Source organism: Erythrobacter sp. HA7-11 (assembly GCF_055693605.1).
The window spans coordinates 2,166,560-2,181,141 of record NZ_JBVFUF010000002.1 but is presented as its reverse complement, the minus strand read 5'-3'; the positions used below and the strand labels follow the sequence as shown (position 1 = coordinate 2,181,141).

Annotated in this window: 22 protein-coding genes and 3 pseudogenes; 8 read left to right on the top strand and 17 right to left on the bottom strand. The window is 58.2% G+C overall.

Going from position 1 to position 14,582, the window contains the following annotated elements:
- Positions 1-2: 2 nt before the first annotated feature.
- Positions 3-818 (bottom strand): M90 family metallopeptidase, encoded by an 816-nt coding sequence (locus tag ACZ1GU_RS11215; protein WP_472648071.1) that lies wholly within the window; start codon positions 816-818, stop codon positions 3-5.
- A gap of 87 nt (positions 819-905) precedes the next feature.
- Between ACZ1GU_RS11215 and ACZ1GU_RS11210 the strand changes: the two genes are divergently transcribed.
- A complete protein-coding gene (locus tag ACZ1GU_RS11210) occupies positions 906-1,703 on the top strand; it encodes a fatty acid desaturase (protein WP_472648069.1) in 798 nt (265 codons plus the stop codon).
- A complete protein-coding gene (locus tag ACZ1GU_RS11205) occupies positions 1,700-2,197 on the top strand; it encodes a sterol desaturase family protein (protein ID WP_472648067.1) in 498 nt (165 codons plus the stop codon). Before ACZ1GU_RS11210 ends, ACZ1GU_RS11205 begins: the two co-directional genes overlap by 4 nt.
- Here the strand turns inward: ACZ1GU_RS11205 and ACZ1GU_RS11200 are convergent.
- The 16 genes and pseudogenes from ACZ1GU_RS11200 to ACZ1GU_RS11125 form a co-directional block, all read right to left on the bottom strand.
- Positions 2,194-2,598 (bottom strand): SufE family protein, encoded by a 405-nt coding sequence (locus ACZ1GU_RS11200; RefSeq protein ID WP_472648066.1) that lies wholly within the window; start codon positions 2,596-2,598, stop codon positions 2,194-2,196. The genes ACZ1GU_RS11205 and ACZ1GU_RS11200 overlap by 4 nt on opposite strands.
- A 32-nt stretch (positions 2,599-2,630) precedes the next feature.
- Complete coding sequence (locus ACZ1GU_RS11195) at positions 2,631-3,899, bottom strand: DUF3422 domain-containing protein (RefSeq protein ID WP_472648065.1); 1,269 nt, start codon at positions 3,897-3,899, stop codon at positions 2,631-2,633.
- A gap of 68 nt (positions 3,900-3,967) precedes the next feature.
- Positions 3,968-4,144, bottom strand: a complete 177-nt coding sequence (locus tag ACZ1GU_RS11190) for a hypothetical protein (protein WP_472648064.1) — start codon at positions 4,142-4,144, stop codon at positions 3,968-3,970.
- On the bottom strand, positions 4,141-4,392 hold the full coding sequence (locus ACZ1GU_RS11185) for a hypothetical protein (protein ID WP_472648063.1): 252 nt from the start codon (positions 4,390-4,392) through the stop codon (positions 4,141-4,143). The genes ACZ1GU_RS11190 and ACZ1GU_RS11185 overlap by 4 nt, the downstream gene beginning before the upstream one ends.
- Before the next feature lie 4 nt (positions 4,393-4,396).
- Entirely contained in the window at positions 4,397-4,693 is a 297-nt protein-coding gene (locus ACZ1GU_RS11180; protein ID WP_472648062.1) for a hypothetical protein, read from the bottom strand.
- Positions 4,693-4,947: a hypothetical protein gene (locus ACZ1GU_RS11175; RefSeq protein ID WP_472648060.1), complete on the bottom strand. Its 255-nt coding sequence runs from the start codon at positions 4,945-4,947 to the stop codon at positions 4,693-4,695. The genes ACZ1GU_RS11180 and ACZ1GU_RS11175 overlap by 1 nt, the downstream gene beginning before the upstream one ends.
- Positions 4,947-5,252 (bottom strand): hypothetical protein, encoded by a 306-nt coding sequence (locus ACZ1GU_RS11170; protein WP_472648059.1) that lies wholly within the window; start codon positions 5,250-5,252, stop codon positions 4,947-4,949. The genes ACZ1GU_RS11175 and ACZ1GU_RS11170 overlap by 1 nt, the downstream gene beginning before the upstream one ends.
- Positions 5,249-5,582: pseudogene (locus tag ACZ1GU_RS11165) on the bottom strand (hypothetical protein). Before ACZ1GU_RS11165 ends, ACZ1GU_RS11170 begins: the two are co-directional and overlap by 4 nt.
- Entirely contained in the window at positions 5,582-5,902 is a 321-nt protein-coding gene (locus ACZ1GU_RS11160) for a hypothetical protein (RefSeq protein WP_472648058.1), read from the bottom strand. Before ACZ1GU_RS11160 ends, ACZ1GU_RS11165 begins: the two are co-directional and overlap by 1 nt.
- The gene (locus ACZ1GU_RS11155) at positions 5,902-6,261 is read right to left on the bottom strand and encodes a hypothetical protein (RefSeq protein ID WP_472648057.1); all 360 of its coding nucleotides are present in this window, start codon (positions 6,259-6,261) and stop codon (positions 5,902-5,904) included. The genes ACZ1GU_RS11160 and ACZ1GU_RS11155 overlap by 1 nt, the downstream gene beginning before the upstream one ends.
- Complete coding sequence (locus ACZ1GU_RS11150; RefSeq protein WP_472648056.1) at positions 6,261-6,575, bottom strand: hypothetical protein; 315 nt, start codon at positions 6,573-6,575, stop codon at positions 6,261-6,263. The genes ACZ1GU_RS11155 and ACZ1GU_RS11150 overlap by 1 nt, the downstream gene beginning before the upstream one ends.
- A 23-nt stretch (positions 6,576-6,598) precedes the next feature.
- On the bottom strand, positions 6,599-6,865 hold the full coding sequence (locus ACZ1GU_RS11145) for a hypothetical protein (protein WP_472648055.1): 267 nt from the start codon (positions 6,863-6,865) through the stop codon (positions 6,599-6,601).
- 23 nt (positions 6,866-6,888) lie between these two features.
- A complete protein-coding gene (gene pspC, locus ACZ1GU_RS11140) occupies positions 6,889-7,269 on the bottom strand; it encodes an envelope stress response membrane protein PspC (RefSeq protein ID WP_472648053.1) in 381 nt (126 codons plus the stop codon).
- The gene (gene pspB, locus ACZ1GU_RS11135) at positions 7,266-7,577 is read right to left on the bottom strand and encodes an envelope stress response membrane protein PspB (protein WP_472648052.1); all 312 of its coding nucleotides are present in this window, start codon (positions 7,575-7,577) and stop codon (positions 7,266-7,268) included. Before pspB ends, pspC begins: the two co-directional genes overlap by 4 nt.
- A 4-nt stretch (positions 7,578-7,581) precedes the next feature.
- Complete coding sequence (gene pspA / locus ACZ1GU_RS11130) at positions 7,582-8,475, bottom strand: phage shock protein PspA (protein WP_472648051.1); 894 nt, start codon at positions 8,473-8,475, stop codon at positions 7,582-7,584.
- 134 nt (positions 8,476-8,609) lie between these two features.
- Positions 8,610-8,768 (bottom strand): hypothetical protein, encoded by a 159-nt coding sequence (locus ACZ1GU_RS11125; protein WP_472648050.1) that lies wholly within the window; start codon positions 8,766-8,768, stop codon positions 8,610-8,612.
- 188 nt (positions 8,769-8,956) lie between these two features.
- On the opposite strand from ACZ1GU_RS11125, the gene pspF reads away from it, so the two are divergent.
- From pspF to ACZ1GU_RS11095, 6 genes and pseudogenes are all read left to right on the top strand, one after another.
- Positions 8,957-10,000, top strand: coding sequence for a phage shock protein operon transcriptional activator (pspF, locus tag ACZ1GU_RS11120; RefSeq protein WP_472648768.1), 1,044 nt, complete (start codon positions 8,957-8,959; stop codon positions 9,998-10,000).
- A 255-nt stretch (positions 10,001-10,255) separates the two neighbouring features.
- On the top strand, positions 10,256-10,789 hold the full coding sequence (locus tag ACZ1GU_RS11115; protein WP_472648049.1) for a hypothetical protein: 534 nt from the start codon (positions 10,256-10,258) through the stop codon (positions 10,787-10,789).
- On the top strand, positions 10,770-11,393 hold the full coding sequence (locus ACZ1GU_RS11110) for a S8 family serine peptidase (RefSeq protein WP_472648048.1): 624 nt from the start codon (positions 10,770-10,772) through the stop codon (positions 11,391-11,393). Before ACZ1GU_RS11115 ends, ACZ1GU_RS11110 begins: the two co-directional genes overlap by 20 nt.
- 185 nt (positions 11,394-11,578) lie before the next feature.
- A pseudogene (rimP, locus tag ACZ1GU_RS11105) lies at positions 11,579-12,140 on the top strand (ribosome maturation protein RimP).
- A pseudogene (nusA, locus tag ACZ1GU_RS11100) lies at positions 12,140-13,796 on the top strand (transcription termination factor NusA). The pseudogenes rimP and nusA overlap by 1 nt, the downstream one beginning before the upstream one ends.
- Positions 13,777-14,577 carry a DUF448 domain-containing protein gene (locus ACZ1GU_RS11095; protein ID WP_472648047.1) on the top strand — a complete coding sequence of 267 codons (801 nt, stop codon included), beginning with the start codon at positions 13,777-13,779 and terminating at the stop codon, positions 14,575-14,577. Before nusA ends, ACZ1GU_RS11095 begins: the two are co-directional and overlap by 20 nt.
- Positions 14,578-14,582 lie beyond the last annotated feature (5 nt).

Genomic DNA, 14,582 nt, shown 5'->3' with positions numbered 1-14,582 from the left:
CATTACTCCCATCGTGCGGGATCAAGCGCCAGCAGCTCTGACAATTCCGTATAGAGCGCCGGTTCTTCGCGGCGGAGCTCTTTCGGGCGTTCGAAAAACGTCACCACAGCTTCGGCAAAGAACTCTTGATGATTGGTCGCACCATACGGATCGATCAAAGTGCGCTGCCCGTGTTCCACGCGATCCACGTGATCGTGATAGGCATCCAGCATCGCCTTTTCCCATCCGGCATAATCCTGACCTTTAGGCAGGATCGGGATGCCATTGGTGTGCCCGGTTAAATTGTCCAATTGATGCGCGAATTCGTGGATGACGACATTGTGCCCGTCATCGGGATCGAGCCCGCCTTCAAGCGCATGGTCCCATGACAGGACGACCGGGCCGCGTGCCCAGCTTTCCCCGAGGGTTGCATGATGGCCTTCCTGCACAATCAAGCCATCGTAGCTGTCGCGCCTGGTGCGAAACGCAGACGGGTAGACCAGAATGGTCCGCAGCGTATCGAACCATGCGGTGCTGTTGACGACCAGCAGACAGGCTTGCGCGGCGATCGAAAGCCGCATGGCCTCGGTCACTTCAAGTTCGTTCAGGCCGTGAAAAGTAATCTGATCAAGGAACAGGTTGATCTTGCCTTCGAGCTTTGGCCGCAATGGCTCTGGTAAGCGGTGCAAAATCGGGACAAGCCGACCGAGAATAGCCCGCTGTTCGGGTGATAGCGGTGTTGCGAGCAGCCGCTTGCGGTGCTCACGCTTTGCCCAACGGCGGTATCCGAAGAAACCGGCGATCAGCAACACGATCAAAACAAAGGGAACAATCGACATATGCCAGAGATAAGATGGCTCAGTTCGGATTGTTAGGGCGCGGGGCCGAGAGCGCGCGGCTGATCGGTTTGCGCGGCCCTTCTGACCTTGTATACGCACCCGAATGAGCCGTTCGAGCGTATCTCCTTCAAGATGAACCCGCATTTCACTCTTCCGCGCCGCACGGCGCAGGGCGCGATTGGCCTGGCGCTCGCGACTTTGATTGCGGGCGGCTGGTTGGGCATTCACGCCTATGCGATGTTCGTGTTCGAGCTGAGCTGGGCCAATCTGCCGCTTGCGCTGGCGATGGCGGCGGTGCAATGCTGGCTCTCGGTTGGCGTGTTTATCGTCTGCCATGATGCGATGCACGGCACGCTTGCACCGGGGCAAAAGCGGCTCAATTCAGCCATCGGTACGGTGCTTTTGTTCCTCTACGCAGGCTTTGCCTGGCGCAAACTGCGCGATGCGCATTTCGAGCATCACCGGCTTGCAGGGCACGAAGGCGATCCCGACTTTGACGAGGAACATCCGACCAGTTTCTGGCAGTGGTACGCGACCTTCTTCCGCCGCTATTTCAGCTGGCAGTCGCTGTTGTTCGTGCACACGGTTGTCGGCATTTACTGGTTCATTTTCGACATCCCGTTCATGCAGATTTTCGTTCTCTATGGAGCACCCGCGCTGCTATCTTCTCTGCAGCTCTTCTACTTTGGGACTTTCAGACCGCATCGCCACGAGGCTGGGGCATTTCCCGATGATCACAACGCCCGCAGCGACCAATTCGGTACGCTGGCAAGCCTCGCAACATGCTTCCATTTCGGCTATCATCTTGAACATCATCGCCGTCCTGATGTGCCGTGGTGGGCTCTGCCGCGGGCGAAACAGGCGGGTGTAGGAGCGAGTGTATGAGCTGGCTTGAAGCCATCGGAATTGTGCTTGGCGCAGTCCTCTTCATGGAATGGTGGGCGTGGTTTGCGCACAAATACATCATGCACGGTTGGGGCTGGGCGTGGCACCGTGACCATCACGAGCCGCATGACAACAAACTGGAAAAGAACGATTTGTTCGCGGTCGTTTTTGGCACAATTAACGCGGCGATGTACATTTTCGGCTCACTCTATTGGGATGCCTTGTGGTGGGCCGCAGTCGGCGTGACCCTATATGGGCTGATCTATGCGATCATTCACGATGGGCTGGTGCATCAGCGTTTTTTCCGTTTCGTGCCAAAGCGCGGCTATGCCAAACGGCTGGTGCAGGCGCACAAGCTGCACCATGCGACGATTGGAAAAGAGGGCGGGGTGAGCTTTGGCTTTGTCTTTGCGCGCGATCCGGTAAAGCTCAAGGCCGAACTAAAGGCGCAAAAGGAAGCTGGTGTCGCGGTCGTAAGGGAAGCGCAGCTCTAGGCGCTTAGCCTTGCCGCATGTTCCTTCACCAGAGCTATCATGTTCGGCACGCCTTGGGTGCGGTTGCTCGATAGCTGGCTCTTTAGATCGAATGGCGCGAGCGCTTCGGTCACATCCATCTGTGCGACTTCACTTGCGGACTTGTCCTGCACGGCAGCGATTACGAGCGCGACGATGCCTTTCGTGATAGCAGCATTACTGTCTGCGAGAAAATGCAGCTTTTCCGACTGCTCGGTGGGATAGACCCACACTGCTGCTGAACACCCGCGCACGAGAGTCGCATCGGTTTTGAGCGCATCGGGCATGTCTTCAAGCTCGCGGCCAAGCTCGATCAGCAGGCGATAGCGCTCATCGCCTTCGAGGAATTCATACTCTTCGAGAATGTCGGATAGGGATCGCATGCGGCGCTATGTAGGGAGCTGTGCGCTCATGTCTATTCCGGTTTTTTGAGCAGACGCTTTTTCGCCGATTGTACAAAGACATAGATGCCCAAGACGACCGGGATGACGAGCGCGCCCAGCACCAAATCCTTGTCGAGCGTCGGAACAAGTGCGTTCAAGCCGGCAAGCGCATAGCTAATGATCCCGAGCGCGTAGTAGCTCGCCGCCACGATGGAGAGGCCTTCGACCAATTGCTGTAAGCGCAATTGCATGCCAGCATTGCGGTCCATCGACCGGAGCAGCTCAGCATTCTGGTTCTCGATCCGGGTTTCGATGCGTGCACGAAGGAGCGAGGCCAATTGGCTCGCGCGATCAGCCAGCTCCTGCTGGCGCTTCGTAACTGCCGCGCAGAAGCGGACTGCTGGCGCAAGGCGACGCTGGGTGAAATAGCTCAGCGAGGCAAATCCTTCGATCCGGCGGCTTTCAAGCTCGCGCAGACGCTCTGTCACGAGGCTGCCATAGGCGGCGGTTGCACTCATGCGGAAGCTCGCCTCGGTAATTCCGGCATTAAGATTGACCGATAATTCAGAGATCTCGCGCATCAGGGCATCATCTCGTTCATCACCGTCGGCTATGCGCTGAGCGAGGTTGGTCAGGTGTTCTTCCGCCTCGTTCAGGCTGGGCCAGATCTTCTGCGCGATCGGCAAGCCCAGCAATGCGCGGTTGCGGTAATTGCCGAGTTCCTGGAGGCGCTGGACAAGGCGCGTGAGATCAGCTGGCTCGGTTCCGTTGGAGGCGATGATAACTGCGCCAAAGCCGTCAGGCTTAAGGCGGAAATCGGACCAGATACGAGCCGATTTGCCGACATAGCAGGAAACAAGCTCGTGCATTTCAAAGCCGGTCTTTGCTGCGGCCTTTTCTGCGTCCTTTTCGCTATCGACGACGAGTGCGCGCGTCGCACGTAAGACCGCTCCGGGCAGGCTTTCCGCCCAGTCGATCGCGGCAGCAATCTCCTTATGCTCTTTGGGCTGGAGGAATTCTTCGGTGCTGCCGTTGTCGACGAACAGGCTGATCGTCGTGCCTTCGCTGTGGCGCTCCCATGTGAAAGCGACGCGTTCGCTCAAACGGCCAGAGCGGTGCGTGGTGTTTCCAGAGCCGTTAAGCGCGCCAAACCGCGCTTCGATTGCTGCGGTCTCAGCCTCACGTTCTTCTGGCTCTAATAGCACGACCCACTGCAAGAACAGGCAGGGGACGCACAGCATCTCCCACCGGCGCAAATGCATCTCTTTGACGACTTGTGTGCGAAGTTCGTGTTGCCGCATTTCAACCCAACTAACGGGCGGCTCATTGGGTTCCTTGATTGGGCGCGCGGCGAAGCGTCACCCTCAGTTTAGCCAGAAAGGCCACCCGGGCGCGTGAAGGCGTAGTAGATCACGTAGAACCAACTGAAAAAGCCGTGAATGATCGCCCAGACGATCGATTGATGCAGGCTCCACGAGATCGCCACGGCGATTGCACTGCCGAGGCCAATGCCCGCCGTCGCCGCATTTCCGCCGTGGCTGCTCAAAGTTCAACTCCGCTGGCGATCGCTTCCAGCTTCTTGATGCGCTCTTTGAGGTCGGCCATTTCGATCCGGGCCGCGCCAAGGGTAGCGTTGCCTTCGATCTCGCCGGAGTGAGAGCCGCCGCGCTCAATCTCACTGCGCTTGAGATCGATCCAGTCACGCCACGCGCGCAGCAGCGCGAAGGCCACGACGCACACACCGACGAGGCACGTAATGGCTATGCCGAGGTAAGGGTCGAAGGGGGCAGGCATTCTCTCAATCCTCCGTTTTTTCGTTCTGCGACGTGCTGTCCATTTCGCCTTCAAGGCGGCGCAAATTCTCGATTTCGCTGGCTAGTTGCTTGGTTTTCTTTGCATCCGGCGTGTTTTCATCGGTGACGATCCGTTCAAGCACCTGTACCCGTTCGCGCAGCTCGTCGCGTTCACGCTGGGCATCGAGCAGCGCTTGGCGCTCGTCCTGATCCAACTGTGTGTTCTGATGGTGCTGGCGGTTAAAGCGTAGAACGCCCCACACGACGATGGCCACAATTGCGATGAGGACGTATCCACCCATTATGCATGCTCCTGCTTGTTCGGAGCATCGCGTAGGCTCTCAATTTCGTCCTTCAAATCGTGCGAGCGATCGGTCGCGATCCGTTCAAGAACGCGGACGCGATCTTCGAGATTTTGCTTCGCCTCCGGCTCATTCGTCTGGGCATTTGATTTGCGGCGACGCATCAACAGCCAGACACCGCCGGCTCCGGCTAAAGCGGCGAGGCCCGCCATTTGCAGTGCGTCGATAACGAGGGGTGTGTCTGGTCCGAACATCAGCTTAACTCACTTTCGGTTTCCGTGGCGCGAGCTTGCGGAGCACTTGGTATTCCGCGCAATTGCTCAATCTCCGAGGCGAGATCAGGCTCTCGGTCAGTCGCGATCCGTTCGAGGACGCGCAAACGCTCTTCGATCAGATCAGACTTTTCAGAATTGGCGACTTCATTTGAGCGTTGCTTGAGCTGCCTCAACTCCATCTTATGCGCCAGCACTTTGCCAACGATCCCGTTTACCGTGAAACCCAACACAACAAGCGCTGTCAGGATGAAGCCGAAGATTAGAACAAGATCGGCGTCCATCATGCGTGTCCTTCATCTGTGCGGTTTTCGAGCGAGCGTTCGCGCAGGGCGTCGATTTCGCTGCTCAGCGTGTAGCCGCCATCGGTGACGATCCGCTCGACATTGGCCATACGGTCTTTGATCGAGCCGAGCTCTGCGCGCAGTTCGGCATTCTCTTGCGTGAGCAGTTTCACGCGCTCGTACCGCGGCATCTCCTTTCGGATAGACTGCCTTGCCCCAGCTGTTTTCCAGCGGGTAACCGTTCTTGACGCGGATCCAGGTGGTAAAGATCCAGCCCGCAACGGCGGCAATGCCGACCACGGTGAGCAATTCGGTGGTAATCAGGTCACCCATCACGCTTTCTCCTGCTTGCCGATGTAAAGCGGCACTCCGCTGTCATTTTCGCTATTGCTTTCGAGGGCGGGATTCTGTCGCAGCGCCTCGATTTCTTCCGCGATGCTGTATCCGCGGCTGGTCACGATCGTCTCGAGCACTCGAACCCGCTCTTCCAAAGCCATCTTTTCGCTCGCAATTTGCGCGGTTTTGTTCGCGCCGCGCTCCTCGGCGAGGCTCATGCGCAGCCCATCGAGCTTGCGCCGCGTCAGGTAGACGATCCCACCCAAGACGCCGACCACCGGCACCGCAACGAGCATGAATTCGAGCAGATCGCCCATCAGGCTTGCTCCTGCTTTCCAATGTTGAGCGGAACACCGCTGTCGTTGGTGTCGCGCGATGGACGGTCCCGCAAAGCCTCGATTTCGTCGGAGAGCGAGTAGCCACGGTCGGTCACGATCTTTTCGAGCACGATCATGCGATCCTGCATCATGTCGATCTTCTCGTTCAGCTCGGCATTCTCGGCCTTCAGGCGCTTGGTTTCGGCGGCGCTTTCGCGATTTTCCGACTTCTTGGACTTGCCGCCCCACTCGTCTTCAAGCTCGTAGCCGTGCTTGGCTCGGATCCAGTTGTTGATCAGCCAGGCGCCGTAAGAAACCGCGATAATGGCGATGACAAAAGAAGGACTACCCCAATCCATTATGCTTTCTCCCTTGTGTTCACGTTGAGCGGTACGCCGCTATCCGATTGTTCGACTTCGCGCGTGTCACGCAGCGCCTCGATCTGCGTGGCTATGTCATAGCCTTTGTCGGTGACGATCCGCTCCAGCACCTGCACCCGGTCTTCAAGCTGTTGGACTTTAGAAGAATATTGTGCGGCCTTTTCAGCGGTGGCCTGTGCGGTCGTATCGACCTGCATTTCAGCGATTTTTTCGCGGTGCTTCACCCAGATTGCGACGATTGGGATCGATACGCCGATGATCGGTATTAGCAGGGCAAGTGTTCCGTTATCCATTTTGTCCAGTCCTACCTTTCAGATCAGCGTAGTTTTTCGATTTCGTCGGCGGTCCTGCGGGCCGGGTCAGTGGCGATGGTTTCGAGCACTGCCAAGCGGTCCTGCAGCATGGCCACCGTTTCTTTCAGCTCTTGCTTCTCTTCTGAGAGCTGCGCTTCCTTACCCCTGTGGCTGAGCTGAGCATCGGCCATCTTGTGTTTGTGCTTCAGCCAGCTGTCCCAGATGCCCCATGCAGCCATCGGAGCGGTCATTCCGGCAAACATCAGTCCGAGCATGATACCAGTATCCATGTCAGTGCTCCGTCGGTTTGGGGTTAGCGCAGGCGCTCGATTTCAGCGGTCAGGCGCGGGTTGCTGGTGACATAGTGCGTCTCCACCTCAGCCAGCCGGCGATCAATGTCGCGGAAGCGGGCACGGATTTCGCGGGCCGTACGCTGCGGACTTTGACGGATGCCCTGCCAATACTTCTGCTCTTCCGGGTCAGCGTAAAGATGCGGCGGTTTCTTGTTCAGCAGGAAGCCTGCGAGCAAGTAGGCTGGGATCGTAATTCCGGCGAGGCCACCGATGGTCATGAGGAAGGCGATCAGACGAACCCAGAAGACATTGGTGCCGGTGTAGTCCGCGATTCCCGAGCAGACACCAAGGAGCTTTGCGTTATGCTTGTCGCGGTAAAGCGTGGTGCGGGGGCTATTCATTTCGCGGTTCCTTTCTTCTCAGCCATCATGCGATCAAGCTCGCGAAGCTGTTGGTTGTCTACTTCCTGATCGTGCATCAGGCGGCGGGTGCTGGGGGTGAAACTGGGGTCATCGCTGGCAACCAGACGCTCGACCGTGTCCATCCGCTCATCGAGGCGCTTGGCGAGAGAATAGAGCTCCTCGAGCAGGTCCTCGTCGTCGGTTGTGATCGTTGCTGCGGTTTTCCATTTCGTCACGTGGTGCAAAATCATCCACGGTAGGCCGATAAAAAGCATTCCGACCACCAATACGGGTACTAAATCGTCCATCGTCTCAGTCCTTCTTGCTGGCGCTATCTTTGCCCAGCGCTTTCTTCATCTGTTCCAATTCATCGTCGATCGCGTCTGCGCCTTCGAGCGCGGCAATTTCATCCGAGAGTGAAGGCGTGCCCGATTGATCGGCGATGCCCATCGCTTCGGCGCGTCCCTCGGCATAATCAACCCGGCGTTCGAGCTGGTCGAAACGCGCCAGCGCTTCGTCGGTCCGCTCGGTGCTCATCAGCGTGCGCAGCTTGACGCGGTTCTCCGCGCTTTCGAGCCGCGCTGCGATTTGCGTCTGGCGGCTGCGTGCTTCGCGCAGGCGATGCTGCAGCTTCTGAATGTCTTCTTCATACGCCCGCAGTGCATCATCGAGCACCGCGATTTCCTGACGCAGCTGGTCGCCCATATCGCCGGACTTCTTCTTCTCGACCAAAGCCGCGCGCGCCAGATCTTCGCGATCTTTCGACAGCGCGAGCTGTGCTTTTTCAGCCCAATCGGCCTCGAGCGCATTCAACTTCATCACATGGCGCTGCATCTCTTTTTGATCAGCGATTGTCCGCGCCGCACTTGCTCGCACCTCGACCAAAGTCTCCTCCATCTCGAGGATGATCATGCGGATCATCTTTGACGGATCATCCGCCTTATCGAGCATGTCGGTGAAGTTGGCGGCGATGATATCGCGGGTGCGGCTGAAAATGCCCATAAAGGCTACTCCATCTAGAAAGGAATTATCGCGTTGAGCCTCACTACCATCGTCATGGCGGTGAGCGCGAGTATTGTTTGATTGCGTGCCTTTGCGCAGACGCTCAATTTCTGCATCAAGGCGCGAGACGCGTTTGCCCGGCGGAATCTCTCCAATCTTTGGGCCGGCATTTGCGTCAATTTCGGGTTCGAGTGTGGTTTGCATCTTGGTCTTTTCTGGGCGGGCCGGAGTGTCGCTTTGGTCAGCTGCGGGATCAGCTGTAGGGGTATTCGCCTTACGGGGACTATCAAAGGCGTCTGCGTCCTCCGGCCCTAAACCTGTAGGTTTGTTGGGGCGGTTCATGCGATTTCGATCAGGTGCGTTTCAGCGCCCGGCGCAAAAGCAACCATCGGGTCAGCTTGCATCTGGGTCGAAAGCGCAATCAATGCGGTCATCGCGGCGATGCTGGCGAGCGAGGCTTGACCCAGTTTGCTCTGAAAGAAGCTGCGATTGTACATGGTGTAATTTCCTACTCGTGAAATTGAATTCGTTGTTGTTCACCTATCAGCAAGCAGCGTGCCAAAACTTGTAAGTATCAGAAAAATTGAGAGAATTGAGCTTACATCAATTTTCAACATAGCGTCTATTGCCAAACATTGGGAAATTTCACTATAGTTTGGCCAGCTTCACTAAATAGGAGGGCGGACTGGAGCGGGAAAATCAATTTATCGGCCAGTCGGGGGCCTTTCTGGATTCGGTCGAACGCGCCTCGCGCGCCGCGCCGATGGATCGCCCTGTGCTCGTCATTGGCGAGCGCGGGACAGGTAAAGAACTGATCGCCGAACGTCTCCATCGCCTATCGACCCGCTGGGACGAGCCGCTCGTCACCATGAACTGCGCTGCATTGCCCGAAACGCTGATCGAAGCTGAGCTGTTCGGGCACGAAGCAGGGGCCTTTACGGGTGCTACCAAAGCGCGCGTTGGAAGGTTTGAGGAAGCCGACAAGGGCACTCTATTTCTCGACGAACTGGGCACTTTGTCGATGGGCGCACAAGAGCGCCTGCTGCGCGCGGTTGAATATGGCGAAGTGACGCGCATCGGTTCGTCGCGTCCGATCAGGGTCGATGTGCGGATTGTTGCGGCGACCAATGATGATCTGCCGCATCTGGCCAAGACTGGCGAGTTCCGCGCCGACTTGCTTGATCGTTTGAGCTTTGAAGTCATCACCCTGCCGCCCTTGCGGGTGCGCGATGGCGACGTGGTCGTGCTCGCAGAATATTTTGCGCGGCGTATGGCGGCGGAGCTCGATTGGCACGGGTGGCCGGGGTTCGCCGAGCACGTGATGCGCGAGATGGAAAACTACGCCTGGCCGGGGAACGTGCGCGAATTGCGCAATGTGGTCGAGCGCGCGGTCTATCGTTGGGACGATCCCGAGACGCCGATCTCGTATGTCCAGTTCGATCCGTTTGAGAGCCCATGGAAGCCAGCTGCTCCGCCGCATCGCAAGGAAGAAGCGTCGCCGAGCGCTGTGCCCACAGCTTCTGACTTTGCCACTAGTGCCCCCTGCTTTGATGAGATCGAGGATCTGCGCGCCGCAGTCGATGAGCACGAACGGGCCATCGTAGAGCATGCACTGGGCAAGCATCGCTGGAACCAACGCCAGACGGCCAAGGCGCTTGGCCTCAGCTACGATCAGTTGCGCCACTGCATAAAGAAGCACGCGCTCATGGAAGAGCCAGCGGACGGTTAGGGTAGGGCGCAGCCGCTCGTGCCTCTTGGTTAACAGACGAAATTTATAGACAATTTCGCACAACGACTTATCTTGAAAATTGCGCAGCCCGCCTGTGAAATGCATCGAAATCAGATGATCCGGCGATATCAGTGGTTACCACGCTTGCGCGACTTGATCTTAGCTCTACACCAAGCGCCAGCAGAAAACTGCGCGGGATCGCCGAAGCCATTTTAAGAGCCATTGATCCTGTTCAACATAAATGGAGACGGGGTAATGGGTCTTTCCAGAATTTCTACTTTGCTTAAAGTCGCGGCGCTGACGGGTGTTGCTGCAACTATCGCCACTCCGGCGGCTGCCCAGAACAAGGGCGACAAAATCGCAAACAGCTACATTTGCGTATTTAACAAGCAGGACGTGTCGCGCGGCAATGTGCGCGCGGAGGCGGTTCGTGCAGCGGTGGCCAGCAATGGTCAGCTTAAGCGCATTTATGAGCGCAGTATTCGCGGCTTTTCGGTCAACATGGCACCGCAAGCCGTGGCAAACATGAAGCGCCGCTTCCCGAATATCGCCTATTGCGAGCAGGATCAGGTGGTCACCACGGTTCAGCGCGGCAAGAAGCCTCCCAAAGGTGACGATGGCGGCAGCGGACCAGCTCAGGAAACGCCTTGGGGCATCACCCGCGTTGGCGGCGGTGCAGCAGGTAATTTCGCGACCGCATGGGTGATTGATAGCGGAATCGATCTCGATCACCCGGATCTCAACGTAGACACAGGACGCTCGGCAAACTTTGTCGTACCGCAACCCTGATGACCAAAATGGTCACGGCACTCACGTCGCTGGCACGATCGCCGCGATCGACAACTCGATCGGCGTTGTCGGCGTAGCGCCTGGCGCACCAGTTGTTTCGGTTCGCGTGCTGGACCGTCGCGGTTCAGGCTCGACTTCCGGCGTGATCGCGGGTGTCGACTATGTGGCCGCGAATGGCAGCGCTGGCGATGTCGCCAATATGAGCCTTGGCGGCGGTATCAGCACCGCGCTTGATCAGGCGGTGAAGGATGCTGCGGCGTCAAGCGGTGTGCGCTTCGTTCTTGCAGCAGGCAATGAGAGCCAGGATGCGAACAATTCGTCGCCGGCTCGCGCCAATGGCAACAACATCTACACCATCTCGGCTTTCTCCGAAGGCGACCGGTTCGCCAGCTTTTCGAACTTCGGCAATCCGCCGGTCGACTTTGCTGAACCGGGTGTGGCGATCAAATCAACCTGGAAGAGTGGTGGCTACAACACCATCTCAGGCACTTCGATGGCTGCGCCGCACTTTGCTGGCATTCTGCTCCAGGGCAATGCCGCCACAGACGGGCGCGTAACCGGGGATCGCGACAGCAATCCTGATGTGATCGGTGTAGTGCAGTAAGCACTCAGCCAATTCCGAAACAAACGAAGGGTCCGGTGATTACCGGGCCCTTTTTTGTTGCAATCGCAAATCCGCGCGCCTATCTCGCCCCCATCACGACATTGTCGGGACAAACATGAAGTTGGCGCCTTCGGGGGCCGACCTTAAAATGTTTTGTCTGATGCGATGTCAGAACTGGAGACCCGATGGCCGATCTGGCGCGCCTTTCTGAAGTGATCGAACCCGAAGCGAAAGCTTTGGGCTTTGAGCTCGTGCGCGTGAAGATGATGCCGTCTGAGGCGGGTGATGGCGGCGAAGCGCTGCAGATCATGGCTGAAGACCCGGCGACCGGCCAACTCGTGATCGAGCAATGCGCTGCGCTGTCGCGCGCCGTGTCGGCGCGCATGGACGCGCTCGAAGAGGTAGGCGAAGTGCTGATCGAAGGGGCCTATCACCTCGAAGTTTCTTCCCCTGGGATCGACCGGTACGCTGACTCGCGCAAAGGACTTTGCCGATTGGGTTGGGCACGAGGCGAAGATTTCGATGGTCAAAGGATTTGACGGACAACGCAATTTGCGCGGCTCGCTGATCGGCATCGAAGGTGATACAGTGATTATCGAAGACGCGAAATCGGGTGAGACTCGCATTCCGCGCGGCTCAATTCATGCGGCAAAACTCATCCTGACAGATGCGCTTATTGCCGCTACCAAGCCGCTCGATACGAGCGGTGCCGAAGATATTGTACAAGAAGAGAAGGCAGACGACTGATGGCCAGTGCCATTTCCGCCAATAAGGCAGAATTGCTTGCAATCGCGAATGCGGTCGCATCGGAGAAGATGATCGACAAGAGCATCGTTATCGAGGCGATGGAAGAAGCGATCCAGAAGAGTGCGCGCAACCGCTATGGCGCAGAAAACGACATTCGCGCCAAGCTTGACCCGCAGACCGGCGATCTGACGCTGTGGCGCGTGGTTGAGGTGGTTGAGGAAGTCGAAGACTACTTTAAGCAGGTCGATCTGAAGCAGGCGCAAAAGCTTCAGGATGGCGCGGCTGTTGGTGACTTTATCGTCGACCCGCTGCCTCCGGTTGATCTGGGCCGCATTGATGCGCAATCTGCCAAGCAGGTGATCTTCCAAAAGGTCCGCGATGCCGAGCGTGAGCGTCAGTTCGAAGAGTTCAAGGACCGCGCGGACGAAGTGATCACCGGGGTGATCAAGTCGGTCGAGTTTGGCCACGTGATCGTCAATCTCTAGCCGCGCCGAAGGTGTCATCCGCCGCGATCAGCAGATCCCGCGTGAAGCTGCTCGTGTGGGTGAGCGTGTTCGCGCGCTCATCACCAAGGTTGAGCGTAACAATCGTGGCCCGCAGATTTTTCTAAGCCGTGCCGCGCCTGATTTCATGCGTAAATTGTTTGCGCAGGAAGTGCCCGAGATTTACGACGGCATTATCGAGATCAAAGCCGCCGCTCGCGATCCGGGCAGCCGCGCCAAAATCGGCGTGATCAGCCATGACAGCTCGATCGATCCGGTCGGCGCTTGTGTCGGTATGAAAGGTAGCCGCGTTCAGGCCGTCGTGCAGGAATTGCAGGGCGAGAAGATCGACATCATCCCTTGGAGTGAAGACATTGCGACCTTTGTCGTGAACGCGCTGCAACCGGCAACGGTGGCCCGCGTTGTCCTCGATGAGGAAGAGGGCCGCATCGAAGTCGTCGTGCCTGACGATCAGCTTTCGCTGGCTATCGGGCGCCGCGGCCAGAACGTGCGGCTCGCGAGCCAGCTGACCGGTCACCAGATCGACATCATGACCGAGGAAGAAGCCAGCGAGAAGCGCTCGAAAGAGTTCGCCGAACGCTCCAAGATGTTCGAAGAAGAGCTCGACGTGGATGAAACCCTGTCGCAGCTGCTCGTGGCTGAAGGTTTTGCCGAGCTCGAAGAAGTCGCATACGTGCCGCTTGAAGAGCTGGCCGCGATCGAAGGCTTTGACGAAGAGCTGGGCGAAGAGTTGCAAAACCGCGCCAAGGAAGCGCTCGAGCGTCAGGAAGAAGCGCACCGCGAAACCCGCCGGGAGCTGGGCGTTGAAGACGCGCTGGCCGATATCCCGCACCTTTCCGAAGCGATGCTGGTTGTTCTGGGCAAGGGCGGCATCAAGACGCTCGATGACCTGGCTGACCTTGCAACCGACGAGCTGATCGCGAAGAAGCGCGAAGCACCGCGCCGCCGCAACAATGCTGACGGCCCGCCAGTGCGTCGTCCTCAGCGTGAGCAGGACAAAGGCGGCGTGCTGGGTGAGTTTGGCCTGACGGAAGAGCAGGGCAACGAGATTATCATGGCCGCACGCGCACACTGGTTTGAGGACGAAGAGCCGGCTGCGGCTCCCGCTGAGCCAGAAACTCAGGAGGCCGCCGATGCGGACTCCACCCAATGAGCGCGTAGGCTCCGACATCGCTGATGCTGGCGCTGGGGCTGGCCAAGGTCGAGGACGTCGTTCCGGCCACCGAAAGACCTGTGCGCCAAGTAAAGCCGCACCCGAGCGACGCTGTATCCTCACTGGGGACACAAAACCGCAAGACAGCCTGCTGCGCCTCGCGGTCTCGCCCGATGGAGAGGTCCTGCCCGACCCTTCGGCAAAGGCACCCGGTCGCGGCGCATGGATCAGTCTTGACCGCGCCGCTCTTGAAGCGGCCATCGCCAGTGGCCATTTCAAAGGGGCGCTGGCGCGGGCATTCAAAGGCGGGCCAGAAGGCGTAAAGCTTTCCTACAGCGAAGATTTGCCGCAGCAGATCGAATCTGCACTGCGGCGTTCGCTGATGGATCGGTTCGGTCTGGAGCTGCGCGCAGGACAGCTCGTGATGGGCTCGGGCCGCATCGACGACAAAGCGCGCGCAGGCGGTCTCGAAATGTTGCTCCACGCGAGCGATAGCAGCGAGGACGGGCGCAAGAAATTGGATCAAGCCTGGCGCGTGGGGCGCGAGGCAGAGGGAAGCGGAGAGCGCGGAACAGTCTTGCCACTGGACCGCGCGGCTCTGTCTGTGGCATTGGGCCGCGATAATGTCGTCCACCTCGCAATCAGCGGGAAAGGCGGAGCGGATCGTATGGGGCGGGCACTCTCTCGCTACATAGCTTTCACAGGGGCTGCCCAGACCAGCTGCGATGGCAGCGAAACCATATCATCCAGTTCGGCTTTGCCGGGCCAGGACGACACTTAAGAATG

What these genes read in the sequence shown, in the direction of transcription:
- ACZ1GU_RS11215 (WP_472648071.1), bottom strand. Translation starts at nt 818, where the DNA reads ATGTCGATTGTTCCCTTTGTTTTGATCGTGTTGCTGATCGCCGGTTTC.
- ACZ1GU_RS11205 (WP_472648067.1), top strand. Translation starts at nt 1,700, where the DNA reads ATGAGCTGGCTTGAAGCCATCGGAATTGTGCTTGGCGCAGTCCTCTTC.
- ACZ1GU_RS11200 (WP_472648066.1), bottom strand. Translation starts at nt 2,598, where the DNA reads ATGCGATCCCTATCCGACATTCTCGAAGAGTATGAATTCCTCGAAGGC.
- ACZ1GU_RS11195 (WP_472648065.1), bottom strand. Translation starts at nt 3,899, where the DNA reads ATGCGGCAACACGAACTTCGCACACAAGTCGTCAAAGAGATGCATTTG.
- ACZ1GU_RS11185 (WP_472648063.1), bottom strand. Translation starts at nt 4,392, where the DNA reads ATGCCTGCCCCCTTCGACCCTTACCTCGGCATAGCCATTACGTGCCTC.
- ACZ1GU_RS11180 (WP_472648062.1), bottom strand. Translation starts at nt 4,693, where the DNA reads ATGGGTGGATACGTCCTCATCGCAATTGTGGCCATCGTCGTGTGGGGC.
- ACZ1GU_RS11175 (WP_472648060.1), bottom strand. Translation starts at nt 4,947, where the DNA reads ATGTTCGGACCAGACACACCCCTCGTTATCGACGCACTGCAAATGGCG.
- ACZ1GU_RS11170 (WP_472648059.1), bottom strand. Translation starts at nt 5,252, where the DNA reads ATGATGGACGCCGATCTTGTTCTAATCTTCGGCTTCATCCTGACAGCG.
- ACZ1GU_RS11160 (WP_472648058.1), bottom strand. Translation starts at nt 5,902, where the DNA reads ATGGGCGATCTGCTCGAATTCATGCTCGTTGCGGTGCCGGTGGTCGGC.
- ACZ1GU_RS11155 (WP_472648057.1), bottom strand. Translation starts at nt 6,261, where the DNA reads ATGGATTGGGGTAGTCCTTCTTTTGTCATCGCCATTATCGCGGTTTCT.
- ACZ1GU_RS11150 (WP_472648056.1), bottom strand. Translation starts at nt 6,575, where the DNA reads ATGGATAACGGAACACTTGCCCTGCTAATACCGATCATCGGCGTATCG.
- ACZ1GU_RS11145 (WP_472648055.1), bottom strand. Translation starts at nt 6,865, where the DNA reads ATGGATACTGGTATCATGCTCGGACTGATGTTTGCCGGAATGACCGCT.
- pspC (WP_472648053.1), bottom strand. Translation starts at nt 7,269, where the DNA reads ATGAATAGCCCCCGCACCACGCTTTACCGCGACAAGCATAACGCAAAG.
- pspB (WP_472648052.1), bottom strand. Translation starts at nt 7,577, where the DNA reads ATGGACGATTTAGTACCCGTATTGGTGGTCGGAATGCTTTTTATCGGC.
- pspA (WP_472648051.1), bottom strand. Translation starts at nt 8,475, where the DNA reads ATGCAAACCACACTCGAACCCGAAATTGACGCAAATGCCGGCCCAAAG.
- ACZ1GU_RS11125 (WP_472648050.1), bottom strand. Translation starts at nt 8,768, where the DNA reads ATGTACAATCGCAGCTTCTTTCAGAGCAAACTGGGTCAAGCCTCGCTC.
- ACZ1GU_RS11115 (WP_472648049.1), top strand. Translation starts at nt 10,256, where the DNA reads ATGGGTCTTTCCAGAATTTCTACTTTGCTTAAAGTCGCGGCGCTGACG.
- ACZ1GU_RS11095 (WP_472648047.1), top strand. Translation starts at nt 13,777, where the DNA reads ATGCGGACTCCACCCAATGAGCGCGTAGGCTCCGACATCGCTGATGCT.